General features: G+C 71.7%; 14 protein-coding genes and 2 pseudogenes. 10 read left to right on the forward strand and 6 right to left on the reverse strand.

Annotated elements, in window-relative coordinates; genetic code table 11:
• Together CLT71_RS00005 and CLT71_RS37695 are read left to right on the forward strand one after the other, a co-directional pair.
• A partial coding sequence (locus CLT71_RS00005) for a M1 family metallopeptidase (protein WP_101365260.1) occupies positions 1–1,367 on the forward strand: 1,367 nt, incomplete at its 5' end.
• A 183-nt stretch (positions 1,368–1,550) separates the two neighbouring features.
• A pseudogene (locus tag CLT71_RS37695) lies at positions 1,551–2,946 on the forward strand (cellulase family glycosylhydrolase).
• A 106-nt stretch (positions 2,947–3,052) separates the two neighbouring features.
• Here CLT71_RS37695 and CLT71_RS00020 read toward each other — a convergent pair.
• Positions 3,053–3,940: an LLM class flavin-dependent oxidoreductase gene (locus tag CLT71_RS00020; protein ID WP_101365263.1), complete on the reverse strand. Its 888-nt coding sequence runs from the start codon at positions 3,938–3,940 to the stop codon at positions 3,053–3,055.
• 229 nt (positions 3,941–4,169) lie between these two features.
• Between CLT71_RS00020 and CLT71_RS00025 the strand changes: the two genes are divergently transcribed.
• Positions 4,170–5,120 (forward strand): sporulation protein, encoded by a 951-nt coding sequence (locus CLT71_RS00025; RefSeq protein ID WP_101365264.1) that lies wholly within the window; start codon positions 4,170–4,172, stop codon positions 5,118–5,120.
• A gap of 132 nt (positions 5,121–5,252) precedes the next feature.
• Here CLT71_RS00025 and CLT71_RS00030 read toward each other — a convergent pair whose 3' ends face one another.
• A complete protein-coding gene (locus CLT71_RS00030) occupies positions 5,253–5,648 on the reverse strand; it encodes a hypothetical protein (protein ID WP_101365265.1) in 396 nt (131 codons plus the stop codon).
• A gap of 214 nt (positions 5,649–5,862) precedes the next feature.
• On the opposite strand from CLT71_RS00030, the gene CLT71_RS00035 reads away from it, so the two are divergent.
• Positions 5,863–6,264: a hypothetical protein gene (locus CLT71_RS00035; RefSeq protein ID WP_101370994.1), complete on the forward strand. Its 402-nt coding sequence runs from the start codon at positions 5,863–5,865 to the stop codon at positions 6,262–6,264.
• Between the two features lie 155 nt (positions 6,265–6,419).
• Here CLT71_RS00035 and CLT71_RS00040 read toward each other — a convergent pair whose 3' ends face one another.
• Positions 6,420–6,785 carry a hypothetical protein gene (locus CLT71_RS00040; RefSeq protein WP_101365266.1) on the reverse strand — a complete coding sequence of 122 codons (366 nt, stop codon included), beginning with the start codon at positions 6,783–6,785 and terminating at the stop codon, positions 6,420–6,422.
• A 147-nt stretch (positions 6,786–6,932) separates the two neighbouring features.
• Between CLT71_RS00040 and CLT71_RS00045 the strand changes: the two genes are divergently transcribed.
• Both CLT71_RS00045 and CLT71_RS00050 read left to right on the forward strand, forming a co-directional pair.
• On the forward strand, positions 6,933–7,652 hold the full coding sequence (locus tag CLT71_RS00045) for a transcriptional regulator (protein ID WP_101365267.1): 720 nt from the start codon (positions 6,933–6,935) through the stop codon (positions 7,650–7,652).
• Positions 7,649–8,119 (forward strand): NUDIX hydrolase, encoded by a 471-nt coding sequence (locus CLT71_RS00050; RefSeq protein WP_101365268.1) that lies wholly within the window; start codon positions 7,649–7,651, stop codon positions 8,117–8,119. Before CLT71_RS00045 ends, CLT71_RS00050 begins: the two co-directional genes overlap by 4 nt.
• Before the next feature lie 179 nt (positions 8,120–8,298).
• On the opposite strand, the gene CLT71_RS00055 is transcribed toward CLT71_RS00050, so the two are convergent.
• Positions 8,299–10,530, reverse strand: a complete 2,232-nt coding sequence (locus CLT71_RS00055; RefSeq protein ID WP_101370995.1) for an AAA family ATPase — start codon at positions 10,528–10,530, stop codon at positions 8,299–8,301.
• Between the two features lie 447 nt (positions 10,531–10,977).
• Positions 10,978–12,090, reverse strand: a complete 1,113-nt coding sequence (locus CLT71_RS00060; protein ID WP_101365269.1) for a sigma-E factor regulatory protein RseB domain-containing protein — start codon at positions 12,088–12,090, stop codon at positions 10,978–10,980.
• A gap of 116 nt (positions 12,091–12,206) precedes the next feature.
• Here CLT71_RS00060 and CLT71_RS00065 point away from each other — a divergent pair, with 116 nt between their 5' ends.
• Together CLT71_RS00065 and CLT71_RS00070 are read left to right on the forward strand one after the other, a co-directional pair.
• Positions 12,207–12,863 carry a response regulator transcription factor gene (locus CLT71_RS00065; RefSeq protein WP_101365270.1) on the forward strand — a complete coding sequence of 219 codons (657 nt, stop codon included), beginning with the start codon at positions 12,207–12,209 and terminating at the stop codon, positions 12,861–12,863.
• 95 nt (positions 12,864–12,958) lie between these two features.
• Positions 12,959–14,341: pseudogene (locus CLT71_RS00070) on the forward strand (sensor histidine kinase); the annotation flags it as partial.
• A gap of 113 nt (positions 14,342–14,454) precedes the next feature.
• Here the strand turns inward: CLT71_RS00070 and CLT71_RS00075 are convergent.
• Positions 14,455–16,476 (reverse strand): tetratricopeptide repeat protein, encoded by a 2,022-nt coding sequence (locus CLT71_RS00075; RefSeq protein ID WP_101365271.1) that lies wholly within the window; start codon positions 16,474–16,476, stop codon positions 14,455–14,457.
• Between the two features lie 99 nt (positions 16,477–16,575).
• Between CLT71_RS00075 and CLT71_RS00080 the strand changes: the two genes are divergently transcribed.
• On the forward strand, positions 16,576–17,097 hold the full coding sequence (locus CLT71_RS00080; RefSeq protein WP_101370997.1) for a VOC family protein: 522 nt from the start codon (positions 16,576–16,578) through the stop codon (positions 17,095–17,097).
• Positions 17,098–17,158: 61 nt separating this feature from the next.
• Complete coding sequence (locus CLT71_RS00085) at positions 17,159–18,076, forward strand: hypothetical protein (RefSeq protein WP_101365272.1); 918 nt, start codon at positions 17,159–17,161, stop codon at positions 18,074–18,076.
• Positions 18,077–18,150: the final 74 nt, after the last annotated feature.

Consider the following 18,150-nt stretch of genomic DNA (forward strand, 5'->3'; position numbering starts at 1 on the left):
TCGCACTCGGCGCCACCCCCGCCTCGGCCACCGGCCGGGGCCACGGCCACGGTCACGGCGGCCCCGGCAAACCGGGTGCACCGGGTGTCGGCGACGACTACTTCCCGGCCGCCGGCAACGGCGGATACGACGTGCTCCACTACGGACTCGAGATCCGCTACGAACCGACCAGCCGGGCCTTCGCCGGAGTCGCCACGATCAGCGCCCGGGCCACCGACCGGCTCTCCCGGTTCAACCTGGACCTGCGCGGCTTCGAGGTGCGCTCGGTGACCGTCGACGGGCGCGCCGCCCGGTACGACCGGGAGGGCCAGGAGCTGCGCATCTCGCCGCGCAACGGCCTGTCCCGGGGTGAGCGCTTCACGGTGGTCGTCAGGTACGACGGCACCACCGGCCGCCCGACCGACATCGAGGGCGCCCTCTACGGCTGGGTCTCCACGCCGGACGGCTCCTTCGTGGCGAACGAGCCCGACGGCGCCGCCACCTGGTATCCGGTGAACGACCACCCGACCGACAAGGCCAGCTACGACTTCCGGATCACCGTGCCGGCCGGCAAGACCGCGGTCGCCAACGGCGAACTCGTCGAGCAGCGGACGAGGAACGGCTGGACGACCTTCGTCTGGCGGGCCCGCGACCCGATGGCGAGCTACCTCTCGACCGCCTCGGTCGGCGACTACGACCTGCGCCGCAGCACCGGCCCGCGCGGCCTGCCGATCATCGACGCGATCGACCGGGACCTCGGACCGGACGCCGCCGCCGGGCTGGCCAGGACCAAGGAGATGATCGAGTACTTCTCCGGCCTGTTCGGTCGGTACCCGTTCACCTCCTACGGGGCGATCGTCGACGACGACACCGACGCCGGGTACGCGCTGGAGACGCAGACCCGGCCGATCTACTCCGGACCGCCGAGCGAGGGCACGGTGGCGCACGAGCTGGCCCACCAGTGGTACGGCAACAGCGTCAGCCCGGCCCGCTGGCAGGAGATCTGGCTGAACGAGGGGTTCGCCAGTTACGCCGAGTGGCTCTGGGAGGAGCACGTCGGCGGGCGTACCGCGCAGGCCCGCTTCGACACCAACTACGCCCGGCCGGAGACGGCGAGCTTCTGGAACCCGCCGCCCGGTGACCCGGGTGCCACGAACCTCTTCGCCAGCTCGGTCTACACCAAGGGCGCGATGACGCTGCACGCGCTGCGTACGAAGATCGGTGACCGGGCCTTCTTCGCCCTGCTCCCGGCCTGGTACGCGGCGAACCGCGACGACACGGTGACCACCGCCGACTTCGTCCGGCTCGCCGAGCGGGTGAGCGGGCGGCAGCTCGACGCCTTCTTCCAGACCTGGCTCTACACCCCGGGCAAGCCCACCGCCTGGTGACGATCCGGCGCCACCCCCTCCGCCCGGCAATCGGGCGGAGGGGTTACTTAACCGGTTGCGTTAATCGGTTAATCGGCCTACCCTGATCCGTGCCGTCGCAGGGAGTTGGGTGGTAACTGTCGGGCTGCAGTTACCGATCCCCTCACTTCTGTCCCCGTTCCGGGACCCTCCCTGAGGTAGGTCATGAAAAGACGAATCTACGCCGTCGGATCGGCCCTGCTCGCACTGGTCGCCGCCACCGCCTTCTCGCTGTTCGTGGTCACCCCGCCGGCACAGGCGGCGGCCGGCTTCACGGTCAGCGGCGGCCGGCTCATCGACGCGCGCGGCAACGAGTTCATCATGCGCGGGGTCAGCCACGCGCACACCTGGTACGCCAGCCAAACCGGTTCATTCCGCGACATCAAATCGCTCGGCGCGAACACCGTACGAGTGGTGCTGAGCAGCGGTGCCCGGTGGACCCAGAACAGCGCCAGCGACGTCGCCAACGTCATCTCGCTCTGCAAGGCGAACCGGCTGATCTGCGTCCTTGAAGTGCACGACACCACCGGGTACGGCGAGGAGGGCGCGGCGATCACCCTCGACCAGGCGGTGAGCTACTGGATCAGCATCCAGAGCGCGCTCACCGGCCAGGAGAACTACGTCATCCTCAACATCGGCAACGAGCCGTTCGGCAACAACGAGAGCGTCAGCGCGACCTGGCCGACCGCGACCCGAAACGCGATCACCCGGCTGCGTAACGCCGGCTTCGACCACACGATCATGGTCGACGCGCCGATGTGGGGTCAGGACTGGCGCTTCATCATGCGGGACAACGCGCAGAGTGTCTTCAACTCCGACCCGGACCGGAACACCGTCTTCTCGATCCACATGTACGGCGTCTTCGACACCGCTGCCGAGATCACCGACTATCTCGGCCGGTTCCGCAGCGCCAACCTGCCGATCGTGGTGGGGGAGTTCGGGCACAACCACTCGGACGGCAACCCGGACGAGGACACCATCATGTCGTACGCCCAGCAGAACGGGATCGGCTACATCGGCTGGTCGTGGAGCGGTAACGGCGGCGGCGTCGAGTATCTCGACATGGTCACCAACTTCAACGTGAACCAGTTGACCTCCTGGGGCCAGCGGATCTTCAACGGGGCGAACGGCATCCGGCAGACCTCAGGCGACGGTCTACGACAGCAGCACCCCGACGATCTCGCCGACGACCCGACCGCCGACCAGTACCCCGACCACCCGACCGCCGACGACCCCGCCGACCACGTCACCGGGTGGCACCCGGGGCTGCACCGCCACGTACGCCGTCGTCGGTCAGTGGCAGGGCGGCTTCCAGGGTGACGTACGGGTGACCGCCGGCAGTGCGGCGATCAGCGGCTGGACCGTCACCTGGACCTTCGCCAACGGGCAGCAGGTCAACCAGGCGTGGAACGCGACGATCACCAGCAGCGGGTCGAGCGTGACCGCCCGGAACGTCTCGCACAACGGCAGTCTCGGTGCCGGGGCGAGTACCACTTTCGGGTTCATCGGCACCTGGAACGGCACCAACAGCACGCCGACGCTGAGCTGCACCGCCAGCTGACCTGAGCGGGGCACATGTCTGGTTCGAGTGTGCTGCCGCCGGGTCGTCGTGAGGACCTGGCGGCAGCACGCCCACTCCCGGCGTCTGGCAACTCCAGGCGGGACGGTCAGCTTCGGCCCGGTAGCCGGGGCAGCACCTCGGTGGCCACCTCGGCGAGGACCGCCTCGTCGCCGGCGTACCAGCTCGACTCGCGCGGCCAGTGCGTGACGACGTCGGTGAAGCCCAGTTCGGCGGCCCGGCCGACGACCTCGGTGAAGTGGTCGACGCTGGACAGCGAGAAGACCGGGGCGGAGTCGAGGGAGAGATAGCGGTCCAGGGTGCCGGGATCGCGCCCGGCGTCGGCGAGGATCTCGTCCATCCGGCCGGCGAGGTCGGCGACCGAGCGCCACCACGATTCCAGATCGTCGCTGCCCCCGACGCCGGTGGTCACCCAGCCCTGGCCGTACCGGGCGGCGAGTCGAAGCGAGCGTGCCCCGTTGGCGGCGACCACGAACGGCACCCGGGGTTGCTGGACGCAGCCTGGGTTGCTCCGGGCGTCGACGGCCGCGTAGTAGTCGCCCCGCCAGGTGACGCCGTCCTGGCGGAGCAGCAGGTCGAGCAGCTCGGTGAACTCGGTGAACCGGTCGACCCGGTGTCGGGGGGAGAGCGTCTCGCCGCCGAGTACGGCCGAGTCGAACCCGATCCCCCCGGCGCCGATGCCGAGCAGCACCCGGCCGTCCGAGACGTCGTCCAGCCCGGTGATCTGCCGGGCGAAGTGCACCGGGTGCCGGAAGTTGGGCGAGGCGACCAGGGTGCCCAACCTGATCCGGGAGGTGACCATCGCGGCTGCGGTCAGCGTCCCCATGGCGTCGAACCACGGACCGTCGACGAGGTCGCGCCAGCCGAGATGGTCATAGGTCCAGGCGTGGTCGAATCCCCACTCCTCGGCCTGACGCCAGCGGCGTTGCGCCACGGACCACCGCCGGTCGGGAAGGATCACGATACCCACGCGCATGATCTGGAGAGTCTACGTCCTGCCCACCGTAGCCAGCCCTCCGGCCAGCGTGTCCGGTGCGTCGGTGGGCAGGCGGGACAGGTCGGCGTCACCCGAATCGGTGACCGACGAACGCTCACAGCGACCTCACAGCTACGGTGAATAGGGTCACCTGAGCGCGCGTCGATCCATGGTGGAGAATGCGCGCGGACACCCGCGGCACACATCCGCCGTAAACAGGAGTATCTCTATGGTCTTCAAGAAGATGCTGAGCGCCTTCGGCGTCGGCGGCCCGAGCGTCGACACCGTGCTGACGAACCCGAACACCCGGCCCGGCCTGGTGCTCGACGGGCAGGTCAACCTGCGCGGTGGGGATTCGGCGGCCGACATCGAGCAGGTCACCGTCGCGCTGGTCACCCGGGTCGAGATGGAGGCCGGAGACAGCGAGTACGCCGGCACCATGGAGTTCTACCGGCTCCCGGTGAGCGGTGCGATGCGCCTGGAAGCCAAGCAGGAACTCTCGATCCCGTTCCAGCTTCCGATGCCCTGGGAGACCCCGATCACCGACGTCTACGGCCAGCGGCTCCGGGGCATGACGATGGGGCTGCGCACCGAGCTCGCCATCGCCCGGGCGGTGGACAAGGGAGATCTGGACGCCATCGCGGTGCACCCGCTGCCGGTGCACGAGAAGATCCTGGAGGCGTTCGCCCAGCTCGGCTTCCAGTTCAAGAGCGCTGACCTCGAGCACGGGCAGATCTACGGCGTGCAGCAGACGCTGCCGTTCTATCAGGAGATCGAGTTCTTCGCCGCTCCGCAGTACGCGCACGCGATCCGCGAGGTCGAGCTCACCTTCGTCACCAACCAGCAGGGCGTGGACGTCATCATCGAGTGCGACAAGCGCGGCGGGATGTTCAGCAGCGGGCGCGACAGCGTCGGCCGGTACACCGCCGAGCACGCCGGGGTCGACCAGGTCGACTGGCGGCAGCGGGTCGAGGGCTGGCTGTCGCAGACGGTGCAGAGCTACGGCCAGTACGGCGGGGCGGGACACCACTACGGACATCCTGGCAAGCAGGGGCGCCACGGCGGGCACGGCATGGGCGGCGTGGTCGCCGGGGCCGCGCTCGGAGTCGCCGGGGGCATGATCGCCGGCGAGATGCTGGAGGACGCCTTCGAGGGCGACGAGGGCGACTTCGGCGAGTGACAGCGAGAGGCCGCGGTCCCCGCCGTCTCCGGCGGGGACCGCGACCCCCGTGGCAAGTCGCCACGCTGTCAGGACACTTCGGCTACGCCGTTCGCCGGGCTGATGCCCTAGCCTCGGCGTGCCGGAGCATCGTTACCGCTTCTTGCTGCGGTGTCGCCAGGAGCTACCCACCTTTGCCAGACCACGGCTACCCAGGTAGGCGATGGTCATCAGGGTGATGAAGAACCAGGCCTTGTCCGCCCGGAACGGGTCGACGCCAGCGGCGTCCCGACCCACCAGGTCCGAAGCCAGCAACGTGAAGCCGACCGCCGCCAGATAGATGTAGAACTCGGTGGTCAACCAGGCGGGCTTGGTCTCGTTACCAGGCCGCCGTGCCGGCTCGTCCATCCGGCGCTGCATCTCCGCCAGAGTCTGCTGTATCTGCTGATGGGAGATGTTGTTCTGGGCACCCATCTCCCGGGTCGGTGCCGACTGCATGTCCGTCACCTGCTGGCCCATCGGCTGCCTGGACGGGGTCTGCGTACTCATCTTTTCCTCCTCGGATTCGATGAGATCTCTTCCGACCGCCAACGGTCACGGCACTTCCGCGCCGGTGGCACCCGCTGGCTACCCGACCGGGCCTGCCACAAACAGCCGCTGACCAGCGGACTACCGATCCGCGCAGGCGGGAGCGCCGGATGGTGTTTGCCGACCCGGGCATCGGGGACACCCCGGACAACGACAACTCGGCGAGGTGGTGGACGTGCGCGGCGAGGACGAACGGCGGGAGTCGGCACGGCGGACCGAAGACCGGATCGGGCGCGGGAAGTACGGTGCTCGCGCGATGGAGGAGGTCACCCTTCCGGTCGACGAGGCCCGGGAGGCGCATGAACGGGACATCGAGGACCCGGCGGACCGGCCGCGCGATCCGGACGTACTGCGTGACGGGGGGCCGGCCCGGAACCGGGGGGTGATCACCACCACCGGTACCGAGCGACGGGCCGGGTCGGCGAACGCTCGCCGCCAACCCCGCCGGCCGGGCGGAAAGGTGGCACCGACCACTACCGGGGACGCGACCACCGGCGGGATCAACCCACCGGCGGCCGGCTCCACAAGCGATGCCTCCGGACCGGCGCCACAGGTCGGCAACTTCACCGACAAATAGCGGGTGGAGACCTCGCAGGACGCCTGACCTGCATCTCCATTGAGCACCCCTTCTTCGCCCGCCGACGCCGGCAGGCCCGCCTCGGGCCGTTGCCGCGACGCCGGGCCAGAATGCTGAGCTGCGGATGACCAGGTGCCCTATGGACGGGTCCCCGATCAAGCCTCGGGTGTGGTGGGCCCGACGATGCCGGTGATCCGCCGCAGGTCAGCCGCTGTCGGCGTCGCCGAGGGGCGCAGGATCTTCACCGAGTCCGGTACCGCGTCCTCACCGACCACGTTCAGCCACGTGCCGGCCAGTTCGGCGCGGGCACACGACGGTAGGCCGCACGGCCGGCAGCCGTCGACCGTGCGCGGCCAGTGCGCCGTCATCACCTGCCGGGCCACCGTGGTGACGAGCCGTCGTCGGTTCGGGTCGGTGCCGACCAGCCGGTCGGTGATGACGACCCACAGTGACCATTCGGCGGTCGGGCACCAGGAGCCGCGGCCGGGACGCTCGGCTGCGACCAGTGGCGACGACCACACAGGCCAGGCGTCCGTAACCGGACGCTACGGAAGGTAGTGGGACGGCTGAACGACGCGCAGGACTCCTCGACGGACGTTTTGACGTTCCGGAATCGTCCCGTTGCAGGTTGTTTCGTCATCAGGGTGAACGACAGGCTGCGGGCGGCAATGCTGCGGGCCGAGATGGACTCCGCCGCGCTCGGCCAGCGCATCGGCGTAGACGCGAAGACCATCGACCGGTGGATTGGCGGCCGAGTACCGCACCGCCGTAACCGCCTGGCGGTCGCCGACGCGCTCGGGGAGAAAGAGGCCGCACTCTGGCCGAGCGCTCGCCCCGACCAGGGGCCCGGGTTCGCGTCGACCGGAGAGGTGGTGTCGGCGTACGCACACCGGGCTAAGGTGCCGACCGACCTATGGGTGGGGCTGCTGTCCGGTGCTCGGGAACAGATCGACATCCTCGGGTACGCCGCGCCGTTCGTATTCGAGCTGACGCCCCGGGTGCACGACCTGATCGCCGAGAAGTGCGCTGCCGGCGCCCGGGTCCGGATCGCGCTTGCTGACCCGGACTGTGACCACGTCCGGGAGCGCGACGAACTGGAGCAGCTCGGCGGCACCCTGCCCGGCCGGATCCGGAACGCGTTCACCATGCTCGGCCGGATCGCCGACATCGACGGCGTGCAGGTCGGCACGCACACCGTTCACCTCTACAACTCCTGGTTTCGGTTCGACAACCAGGCCATCGCCACCCCGCACCTGTTCCGGTACCGCGGCTACCAACACCCCGCGTTGCACCTGCGCCGGCTGTCCGCCTTCGGTATCTTCGAGACCTTCGCCGAGCAGTTCCTACAGGTCTGGGACACGGTGACGACCAGGGAGGTCAGCCGGTGAGCCGGCGCGTGGACTACTTCGACGACCCGTCCGCCCCGGCGCCGAACTCGCTGGTGCCCGGCGGGGCCGCCCTGGTCGTCGACGACCAGGGTCGGATTCTGTTGCAGCGGCGGGCCGACTCCGGGAACTGGTCGCTTCCGGGCGGCGCGATGGATCTCGGTGAGACCCTCGGCGGCGCGGTGGTCCGGGAGGTGCGGGAGGAGACCGGGCTCGACGTCGAGTTGACCGGCGTCCTCGGGATCTACACCGACCCTCGGCACGTGATCGCATACGCCGACGGCGAGGTGCGACAGGAGTTTGTCGTGGCGTTCACCGCCCGCCCGGTCGGCGGAACGCTGGCGGTCAGTGACGAGTCCACTGAGGTCGCCTGGTTCGACCCGGCCGACGTCCCGCGCCTTCGGATGCACGAGTCGGTGCGCCTCCGGATCGGCCACTGGCTGGCCGACGCAGCGCCGCACATCGGATGACCGGAGCCCTACGGGCTGGTCGTTGTGGTGGGCGGGGTCGGCCGGTTCGACCAGGGTGTCGAACCGGCGCGGCCGATCGTCCCGGGCCGGCGTTGCAGCCGCCGAGCCCGGGACGCACCACGGAAGAACGTGGGCACATGCCGCTGCGGACAAGTGACGCAGCTGGCCCCGTACCGGGCTCAGCCGACCCGGAGGATCCCCAGCCGCTGGGTGGCCCGGGTGAGCGCGACGTAGAGGTCGCTGCGCCCACGGGTGGAATCGGCGACGATCCGGTCCGGATCGACCACCAGCACCGAATCGAACTCCAGTCCCTTGGCCTGGGCGACGGTCAGCAGCACCACCCGGCTGGTCAACTCCGGGTCGTCGCCGAGCGCCACCTCGGGCTCCGCCCCGGTGACCGCCGGGCCCAGTTCGTCGACGAGTCCGGCCGGCACGATCACTCCGACCCGGCCGGCGCCTACACCGGCCGCCTCGGCCCGGATCGCCTCGACCAGCCGTCCGACCAGCTCACCGGCACCGACCTGGACGTCCCAGGGCTCTTCGCCGGTGTCCCGTACCGCGCGGGGCGGGGTGAGCGCCGGGTCGATCTCCGCGAGCACCTTGGCGGCGACCGCCAGGATCTCCGACGGGGTACGGTAGCTGACCGTCAACTCCTCCAGCCGCCACCGGTCACCGACGTACGGCTCCAGCACCGGCCACCACGACGAGGCGCCGGCCAGCGCCCCGGTCTGGGCCACGTCGCCGACGAGCGTCATCGAGCGGCTCGGGCAGCGGCGCATCAGCACCCGCCAGGCCATCGGGGAGAGTTCCTGGGCCTCGTCCACGATCACGTGCCCGAAGGCCCAGCCCCGGTCCGCCGCCGCCCGTTCGGCGGTACTCAACTGCTCCCCGTCGACCTGCCGCTCGGCCAGCCGGTCGGCGACCAGCAGATCGGTGACGTCGAGCATCCCGTCCTCGGCTTCGGGCTCGTCCTCGAAGTCGATCGACTTGGAGCCGGCGGCGATCTCCAGCACGCCCTCGGCGTACTCGATCTCGGCCTGGCGCTGCCGGGCGGCCCTGGCCCGGACCGCGCGGTCGTCCTCGCCCAGCAGCTCCGCCGCCTCGTCCAGCAGCGGTACGTCGGCCGGGCTCCAGCCGCCCCACGGCTCTCGCCGCAGCGCCGCCCGCTCGGCCTCGTCGAGGTTTGGCGCGGCCACCGCGAGCCGCTGCTCCGAGGCGAAGAGCCCGGCCACCACCTGTTGCGGGGTGAGGACCGGCCAGAGCCAGTCCAGCACCGCCTGCACCTCGGGCTCGGCCCGCAGGTCCCGGCGGAACTCGGCGAGGTCGGCCTCGTCGAGCAGGTTCTCCCCGCCGAGCGGGTCGGCGCCGATCCGCTCGGCCAGCTGGTCGGCGAGGGCGTGCACGATCTCGACCTCGAAGAGCGGCCGGGCCAGGTTGTGCGGCCGGTCGGTGCGGCGGACCCGGTCCCGGGCGGTGGCGACGGTGGCCGGATCCAGCACCAGGCTGTCCCGCTCGATGTTGATCTCGATCGGCTCGTCCGGCACCCGCTGCCGGTCCCGGATCGCGGCGGCCAGCACCTCGACCATGTCGAGCCGGCCCTTGAGTTCGGCGAGTTCCGCCGGTTCCGGCCGGGTCGCGGTGATCCCGGGGAATAGTTCGCCGACGGTACGCAGCAGCACGCCCGTCTCGGCCAGCGTCGGGAGCACCTGCGAGATGTAGCGCAGGAACGTCGCGTTCGGCCCGACCAGCAGCACCCCTCGGGTGGAGAGGATCTGCCGGTGCGTGTAGAGCAGGTACGCCGCCCGGTGCAGCGCCACCGCCGTCTTGCCGGTGCCGGGCCCGCCCTGCACCACCAGCACCCCGTCCAGGTCGGCCCGGATCACCCGGTCCTGTTCGGCCTGGATGGTCCGGACGATGTCGGTCATCCGGCCGGTCCGGCTGGCGTTGACCGCCGCCAGCAGCGCCGCCTCGCCGGTCAACCCGCCCCGGTCACCGGCCTGCCCGGCCGCGTCCAGGTCCAGCACCTCGTCGTCGAGGCCGACCACCTCGCGGTCCCGGGTGCGGATGTGCCGGCGTCGGCGTACCCCGTCCGGGGCGGCGGCGGTGGCGAGATAGAACGGCCGGGCCGCCGGGGCGCGCCAGTCCAGCAGCACCGGTTCGTAGTCGCCGTCGCCGTCGCCGTCGAAAATGCCTATCCGGCCGACGTACCGGCGGGTGCCGTCGTCGAGATCCAGTCGACCGAAACAGAGGCCCTGTTCGACCGCGCCGAGCCGGTCGAGTTGATCGGCGTACATCCGGACGGTGCTGTCGCGTTGTGAGCGCTCCTGCTGGGTGCCGCCGGCGTTGCGCAGCGCGGTGCGCATTCGCCGGGTGGCCTGGGTACGCAGTTCGTCGAGGCGCCCGTAGAGCATGGAGACGTACCGCTGCTCGCCGGGGATGTCGTCTCCGGTCGGGGTGGCGGAGCTGGACTGCCCGCCGACCTCCGACCCGTCGGCACCGGAGGGTGCTCCGATCGGTTCGTCGGCCGGCTCGTCGAGACGCTGGTCGGACGAAACACCGGATTGCTTTGACAAGCCGTCTCCCCATTGTTAGACTTTGCGCGGAACGGCATTCTGCCGTTCTTTTTTGTTTCCGAACTGAGAAACGATAGCGCGTTTTCTCAGCGGCATCCATCGGCCGCGCGATTCGGCCCGGCGTCGCGGTGGCGATCGTCCTCACACACGGATGTCCCGAGACGCGAACGAGCACCCTGCCACCGTCGCGGGGTTCACCGCGGCGATGTGGCAGAGCGCTCGTCCGGAAGTCGCCTACCTGCTCGGTCGGCTACCTGCTGCTGGGTCTGCTACCTGTTGAATCGGCTACCTGCTGGTCTGGGCGACCTCGTACAGCTTCTCCGGCTTCACCGCGCCGACCAGTACCCGGCCGTCGTCGGTGAGCAGGGCGGTGAAGAGCTTGCCGGTGACGAGCCGACCGCTGCCCCATTCGCCGCTCACCTCAGGCAGGCCGCCCAGCACACTTCGGAGCAGCCCGGCGCCCATACTGTCCTCCGGCTGCGCACCGTCGGTCTGCCCCGCCGTGATCTCGGCGAGCTGCGGGACCTTCGCGACAATCACGCTGGTCCACCCGTTGCCGAACACCGTCGGCCGCTGCATCCCGGCCGGTGGCGCCGGACGACCCGCCGGCCGGACCCCCTCGGTCACCACCGCACCGGGCGGCGGGTTGAAGGTGAACTGGGCCGGGTCGGGGCGCTCGAAGTCGACCTGGGTGAAGGCCATCTCGAAGGCCGGCTTGCTGGTGCCCTCAGGTACGACCTGGAAGCGCAGCGGTACGTGCTCGACGGCGTCGATCGCGATCGTGATCTGGCCCACCAGCGAGGTGGTGTCCCGAGGTTCGAGTACCAGTTCGTACGCGTCCCGGCCGGCGATCGAGGCTGACCGCCCGACGCTGACCCGGGTGGTCGGATCCACCGCCGCCAGTGCCTGCTCGGCGGCCTCCTGCGGAGTGCTCGGCAGGTGGCCGGGGACGCCGGACGGCTTGCCGGAGCCGTCCAGGGTGGTGTGCTCGGCCCGGTTGGCCTGGCTGTCCCAGATCCAGACGTCCTTACCGTTGCGGATGACGTCGGTCTCGCCGAGCGTGCCGAGCAGCGCGACCCGGGTTTGGTCCGGGCCGGCGTGCCAGACCCGCAGGGTGTGCGTACCGGAGACCAGCGCGGTGAGTTCGGCGCTGCCCCGCCCACCGAGACCGGGCAGGCTCGGCAGGCCGAGATCGGCGCGCTTGATCACCGTCCCGGAGAGGCCGTCCAGGCGGGCGGTCTGCAGGTCGACGAGGAGTTGTGCGGCGCTGCGCTCGGGTAGGTTCGGCTCGGCGGCCGAGGCGAAGGTGCCGACGGCAGCACCTCCGCCGATGATCGCCAGGGCCGCCCCGGCGGGGAGCAGCCACCGCAGCGCGGGCCGGGATTGCATAACCGACATGTTCGTACCTCCTGGTCTCCATCCTGCGCCCATCGCCCTGTGAAGCCACTGAGAACCGCTGTGTTCTCACTCAGCCGGGTGTGGTTGTGGGCGGGCGGGGATGGCACGCTTGTCCGGTGCGGTTGCTGGTGGTGGAGGACGAGGCCCGACTCGCCTCGGCGTTGCAACGCGGACTCCGGGCGGAGGGCTTCGTCGTCGACGTGGCCGCGAGCGGGCCCGAGGGGCTCGATCTGGCCCGGCACGGCGGGTACGACGCGATGATCCTGGACGTGATGCTGCCGGGGCTCTCCGGCTATCGCGTGGTCCGGCAGTTGCGGGCCGAGCGGCACTGGCTTCCGGTGCTGATGCTCTCCGCCAAGGACGGCGAGTACGACCAGGCCGACGGGCTGGACTGCGGGGCCGACGACTACCTGACCAAACCCTTCTCGTACGTGGTGCTGCTGGCCCGGCTGCGCGCCCTGCTGCGCCGGGGTGCGCCGCGCCGCCCGGTGACGCTGGTCGCCGGTGACCTGCGGCTGGACCCGGCCCGCCGCCGGGTGACCCGGGCCGGGACCGAGGTGGAACTCACCGCTCGGGAGTACGCCCTGCTGGAGTACCTGCTCCGCCGGGCCGGCGAGGTGGTCTCCAAGACGGAGTTGCTGGACCACGTCTGGGACGCGAGCGTGCACACCGCGCCGAACGCCGTCGAGGTCTACGTCGGCTACCTGCGCCGCAAGATCGGCCGGGACCGGCTGGAGACGATCCGGGGAGCCGGCTACCGGCTGGTGACGTGACCCGGGCGGAGAGCGGTGCCGCCAGCCGGGCGGAGGGTGGTGCCGCCAGCCGGCCGGAGAGCGGTGCCGCCAGCCGGGTCGGGCGAGGTCGGCGGCTGCGCCGCTGGGGACGACCGTGGCTGACGCTGAGCCTGCGGGCCCGACTCACCATCATCAGCGCGGCGGGCCTGGCCGTCGGCCTCGCCGTCGGCGGGCTGGTGCTGCTCGGCGCGCTCGGCTACGCGCTCCAGCGCACCGTCGACACCGAGGCGCTGAAGACCGCCGAGGCGGTGGCCCGGCTCGCCGGCCAGAACGCCCTGCCGGACCCGCTTCCGGTCGCCGGCAGTCAGGTGCGGGTCCAGGTGATCGACGGCCAGGGCCGGATCCGGGCCGCCTCCATCGACGCCGACCGGCTGGTCCCGATGCTCTATCCGGACGAGCTGCGGCGCTTCCGGGACGGGGAACGGGACCGGTTCTACCTGCCCGGCCGGCGGCTCGGGCTGGACGGGCCGATCCGGGTCGTGGCGGTACCCGCCGGAACGGCCGTCGATCCGCAGACGGTACTGGTGGCGAAGTCGACGGCGGACGTACGACACAGCGTGACGGTGGTCCGTACCATCCTGCTGATCAGCTTTCCGCTGCTCCTGGTCGCGCTGGCCGCCGTCGCCTGGCGGGTGATCGGTGCGACCCTCCGCCCGGTCGAGACGCTGCGGGCCGGCGCCGAGGAGATCACCGGCGGGGCCCGGCCCGGCAGGTTACCGCTACCGGCCTCGCATGACGAGATCCACCGGTTGGCGGTGACCCTGAACGGCATGCTGGGCCGGCTGGAGTCGGCCCGGACCCGGCAGCGGGCCTTCGTCGCCGACGCCGCCCACGAACTGCGCAGCCCGCTTACCAACATGCGTACCCAGCTCGAGGTCGCGCAGCGGCTCGGCCCGGCGACGGAGTGGCCGGCGGTCGCCGACGACCTGCTCGCCGACATCCAGCGACTCAGTCGGCTCGTCGACGACCTGCTGCTGCTCGCCCGCTTCGACGACGCGGGTGGCCGGCCGCCCCGGGCCGCCGAACCGGTCGAGCTGGGGGAGTTGCTGGCCGAGGTCGCCGAACGGTATCCGGCGCCGCCGCTGCGGGTGGTGGCGCCGAAGGTCCCGCTCTGGGTGTTGGCCGAGCCGGACGCGCTGACCCGGGTCCTGGGCAACCTGCTCGACAACGCGGTCCGGCACACCACCAGCCAGGTGGTGCTGGCGGCCGGACCCGCCGGTCCGACGGCTCGGGGGTACCACCTGGTGACGGTGACCGACGACGGACCCGGCATCCCGGTCGCGGACCGGGACCGGGTCTTCGACCGGTTCACCCGGTTGGACGACGGGCGGGCCCGGGACGCTGGCGGCGCCGGCCTCGGTCTGGCCATCGTCCGGGAACTGGTACGCCGCCAGGGTGGCACGGTGGCCCTCAGCGACGCCGGACCGGGACTGCGGGTCGAGGTACGCCTGCCGGCCGAGCGCCCGGCCCAGGACGGCCACGACGATCCGATGCCGGGCCAGGAGCCGGTATCGAGCCGAGATCCGGTATCGAGCCAGGGTCCGGTGCCGGGCCAGCCGGTGGCCGGGGCTCAGCGGGCCGAGGGGGACCTGCCGGGTCGCTCGGTGCAGACCGGTGCCGCCTCGCCGACCACGCTCTCGGAGTAGACGACCGCGACCGAGAAGCAGTAGTTGTCCCGGGTGTCCAGGCCGTAGACCACATATCCGGTGGAGCCGGCCGGCAACTCCTGGAACGGTCGCAGTTCCTGCCCGGTCCGCCCGCCGGCCAGCACCACCGGTCCGTTCGCGCCGTTCGGGTAGCTCCAGCCCAGCGTCACGCTGCTCTGGTTGTCGGCCAGGGTCACCGAGCCGGGCGGGGTGCCGGGCTCGGCGGGCGGCGGCGGGGTGCTCGGCAGCGTGGTCGGTGTGCCGGTCGTCGCACCGGGCGCCGGTGGCGCCGGCTCCTCGTCGCCGGTCAACCCGAAGCCGAGCACCACGGCCACGGTGCCGAGCAGGACCAGCACCCCCAGGCCGGCGACGACCACTGTCGGCAGCCGCCGCGTCGCGGGTCGCGGCCGGTGGATCCGCACCGGCAACCGGGACGACCGCCGTTCCGGCAGGTGCCGGACCTCGGGTACGTCGCCAGCGGCGCCGAGGTCACCGCCGTAGCCCTCCGGAAGGTCCCGCTGCGGCCGCTCGACAACAGAGGTGGAACCGGAGGCGCCATCCGGCCGCCACGGCTCGGCGGAGGCCGGTACGACCCGACGACCGGTCTCCGGGTCGTCGTCGCCGTCCGCTGTGCGACGGGCCACGTCCGGTGGCCACCAGCCGTGATCCGGATCGTCGTCCTCGTCGCCGAGCGGTCCAACCCCACGGGAGGATCCCGGCCCGGCCCGGTTCGTCGCGTCCCGGGGTGCCGGCACCGGTGGCCCGGACGGCGGCGGGCCGGCCCACCGGGGCGGTGGCTCGACGAGCGGCGCGGGAGGCAGCCGGGGCGGCGGCACCTGCGGGACGTCGGCGCCGGTACGGATGGAGCGGGGCGGTGACGGGGGCGGAAAGCGTAACGGCGGCAACTCGTCACGCGGTGGCAGTTCCGCGTCCGGCGGATGCTCCCCGGCTGCCTGCGTCGAGCCAGCAGCGACCTGCGGCGACGCCCCGGCTGCCTGCGGCGACGGGCCGTACTGCGCGGGTGTGCCGTACTGCCGGTGGTGCGGGTGCGGTGGATCTCCGCCGCCGTACTCCGGCTCGGCGTATCGGTCGGGCTCGGCGTACTGGTCCGGCTCGGCGTACGGATCAGGATCTGGATACGGTTCCGGCTCGGCGTGCCGGGGTTCGGGGCGCCACGGCTCGGCGTGTTCCGGGGCGTGCGTCCAGCCGGTCGACGCGGACGGGCCGTGCCCGGACTCGGATTCCGGATCCGCGCAGACATGGTCCGGATCCGCCGCCGCCCGGGCCAGGGCCGCGACCTGTGCCGCCAGCGGATGGTCGGCCGGCAGGTGCTCCCGGCACAACTCCACGGCGAGCGCCAGGTGCTCGTGTGCCTGGGTGAAGAGTCCACAGTCGCGCTGCATCGCGCCGAGCCGGGCGAGCATCCGGATCCCGCCGGGGTGCCCGTCGCCGTAGACCTCCCGGTGCAGCTCCCAGGCGTCCTCCAGGCGGTTTCGGGCCAGCGTGCAGTGGCCCTGGGCGTACTCGACGGTGGCCAGATCGGCGTGCGCGGCGAGTACCCGCAGCGACTCCGGCCCGTCGTTCGCGGTGAGTTCGATGATCACGTCCCGGTACAGCCGGGCGGCCCGGGTGTGGTTGCCGACCCGGTGCAGTACGGCGGCGAGGGTCGCCGCGGTGGCGACGGTCCGTTGGTCGGTCGCCCCGTAGAGCCGGGTCGCGGCGGCGTGGGCGAACGCGGCCCAGCCCCGGGCGGCGTGCGGGTCGCCGAGCGCCACCAGCACCCGGGCCTGGAGGCCGGCCGCCTCGGCCAACTCGGCGGAGGCGTGGCCGGGACTCGGGTCGGCGGCGTCCAGCGGCGGGCCGAGCAGGTTCCGGGCCCCGGCCAGGTCGCCGGCTGCCACGAGCGCGTTCGCCTGCTGGGTGAGTTCACCGAAGCCGGAAGCCACGCCCCATCGTGCTTGCCCGGCGACGTTCAGTACAAGAGGGCAGGTGGGGCAGTTTGGTTGTCGGACCGGGCGGCCGGTCCGGACGGCTACGGTGGAACCATGGCGATCCACCGGCTCAACCACGCCGTACTCTTCGTCCGCGAGCTGTCCCGCAGCGTCGCCTTCTACCGGGACGTCCTCGGCTTCCGCCAGGTCCCGATGACGCCGGAGGGGTTCGACGGGGCGGTTTTCCTCCAGGCACCCGGATCCACCAACGACCACGACCTCGGCCTCTTCGAGGTGGGTGCGACCGCCGGCCCGTCCGGTGCCGGGCGGAGCACGGTCGGCCTCTACCACCTGGCCTGGGAGGTGGACACCCTCGACGAGTTGTCGGTGCTCGAACGACGGCTCTCCGAGGCGGGCGCGTTGGCCGGCAGCTCCGACCACGGCAGCACCAAGAGCCTCTACGGCAGGGATCCGGACGGGCTGGAGTTCGAGGTGGTCTGGCTGGTCCCGGCCGACCGGCTCGACGAGGAGACGCTCGCCGCGCGCCGCCGCATCTCGCGGCTCGACCTCGACCGGGAGAAGCAGCGGTACGGCGGGCAGACCCGGGGCGGGGTCGGCATCTCCGTCCCGTCCTGACCGGGTACCCGGGACGACGGTCAAGGTGACAGGGGCGGGCCGGGCAGGGTAGAACCGCAGCATGTCCAGGGACCCGATCGGCGTCGTCAAGCGGGAACTGCTGGTTCGCCAGCTCGACTCCTGGGCGCCGGCAGCGCTGCACAGGTCCCGGCGGGCGACGTTCGCGCAGGCGTACGCCGGGGTGGACGACGGGGCCGCCGACGCCGCGCTGCGGGTCCTGGTCGAGTTCGCGGACCTGCTGCGCGGTGGACGGATGACGGCGCTCACGCTCGGTCGTGCCGACGACCACGATCTCGCGGTACGCCATGCGGCGGTGCAGGCGGAGCTGCCCACCGGGGTGACCGCGCACCTGATGCCGGGTGGGGTCGACCGGGTGCCGGTGGCGCTCAAGGCGGCGGTCGCGAGCGGCGCTCCGCTCTTCGCCTATCTGGACGGCACCGACGGTGCGGAGCCGGGCGCCCAGGTGCTGGCGGCGATCGCCGGTGGCCGGCCCGCCGAGGTGTTGCTGGTGCTCGATCCGCCGGTCTGGTCCGCTACGGACCACCGGCGCCGGCTGGCCGAGGCCGGGTTGCCGCTGGTGACCGAGGTGGAACTGGTCGCCGACACCCGCACCGAGGTGCTGGTCTTCGGCACTGCCGCCGGCAAGCGGCTGGACGCCTTCAAGAACGCCCTCTGGGCGGTGGACGAGTACGCCGGGGTGCGCTACCGGGATCCCGGCGACCCCGAGGGACACCTGCTGGACATCTCGCTGGCGCCGCATCCGGGGCCGCTGCGGCGGGAGCTCCTGGCCCGACTGGCGTCGGTCGGCGCGGCTTCCGTCACCGAGCTGCGGCAGTTCACCGCCGAACGGACCGTCTATCGTCCGGCGGACACCAACCGGGTGCTGACCGCGTTGCTGGCAGCCGGGTCGGTGCGCCGGGAACCCGAGGCGGGTCGTCTGGCCGGCGACGTGACGATCATCGCCGTGCCGTCCGGCTGAGCGTGCCCCGCCGTGCCGTCCGGCCGAGTGCGTATCTCAGTCCCGGACGGCTGTGCGTGCCGCTCAGGTGCCAA

Source organism: Plantactinospora sp. CNZ320 (genome assembly GCF_002846275.1).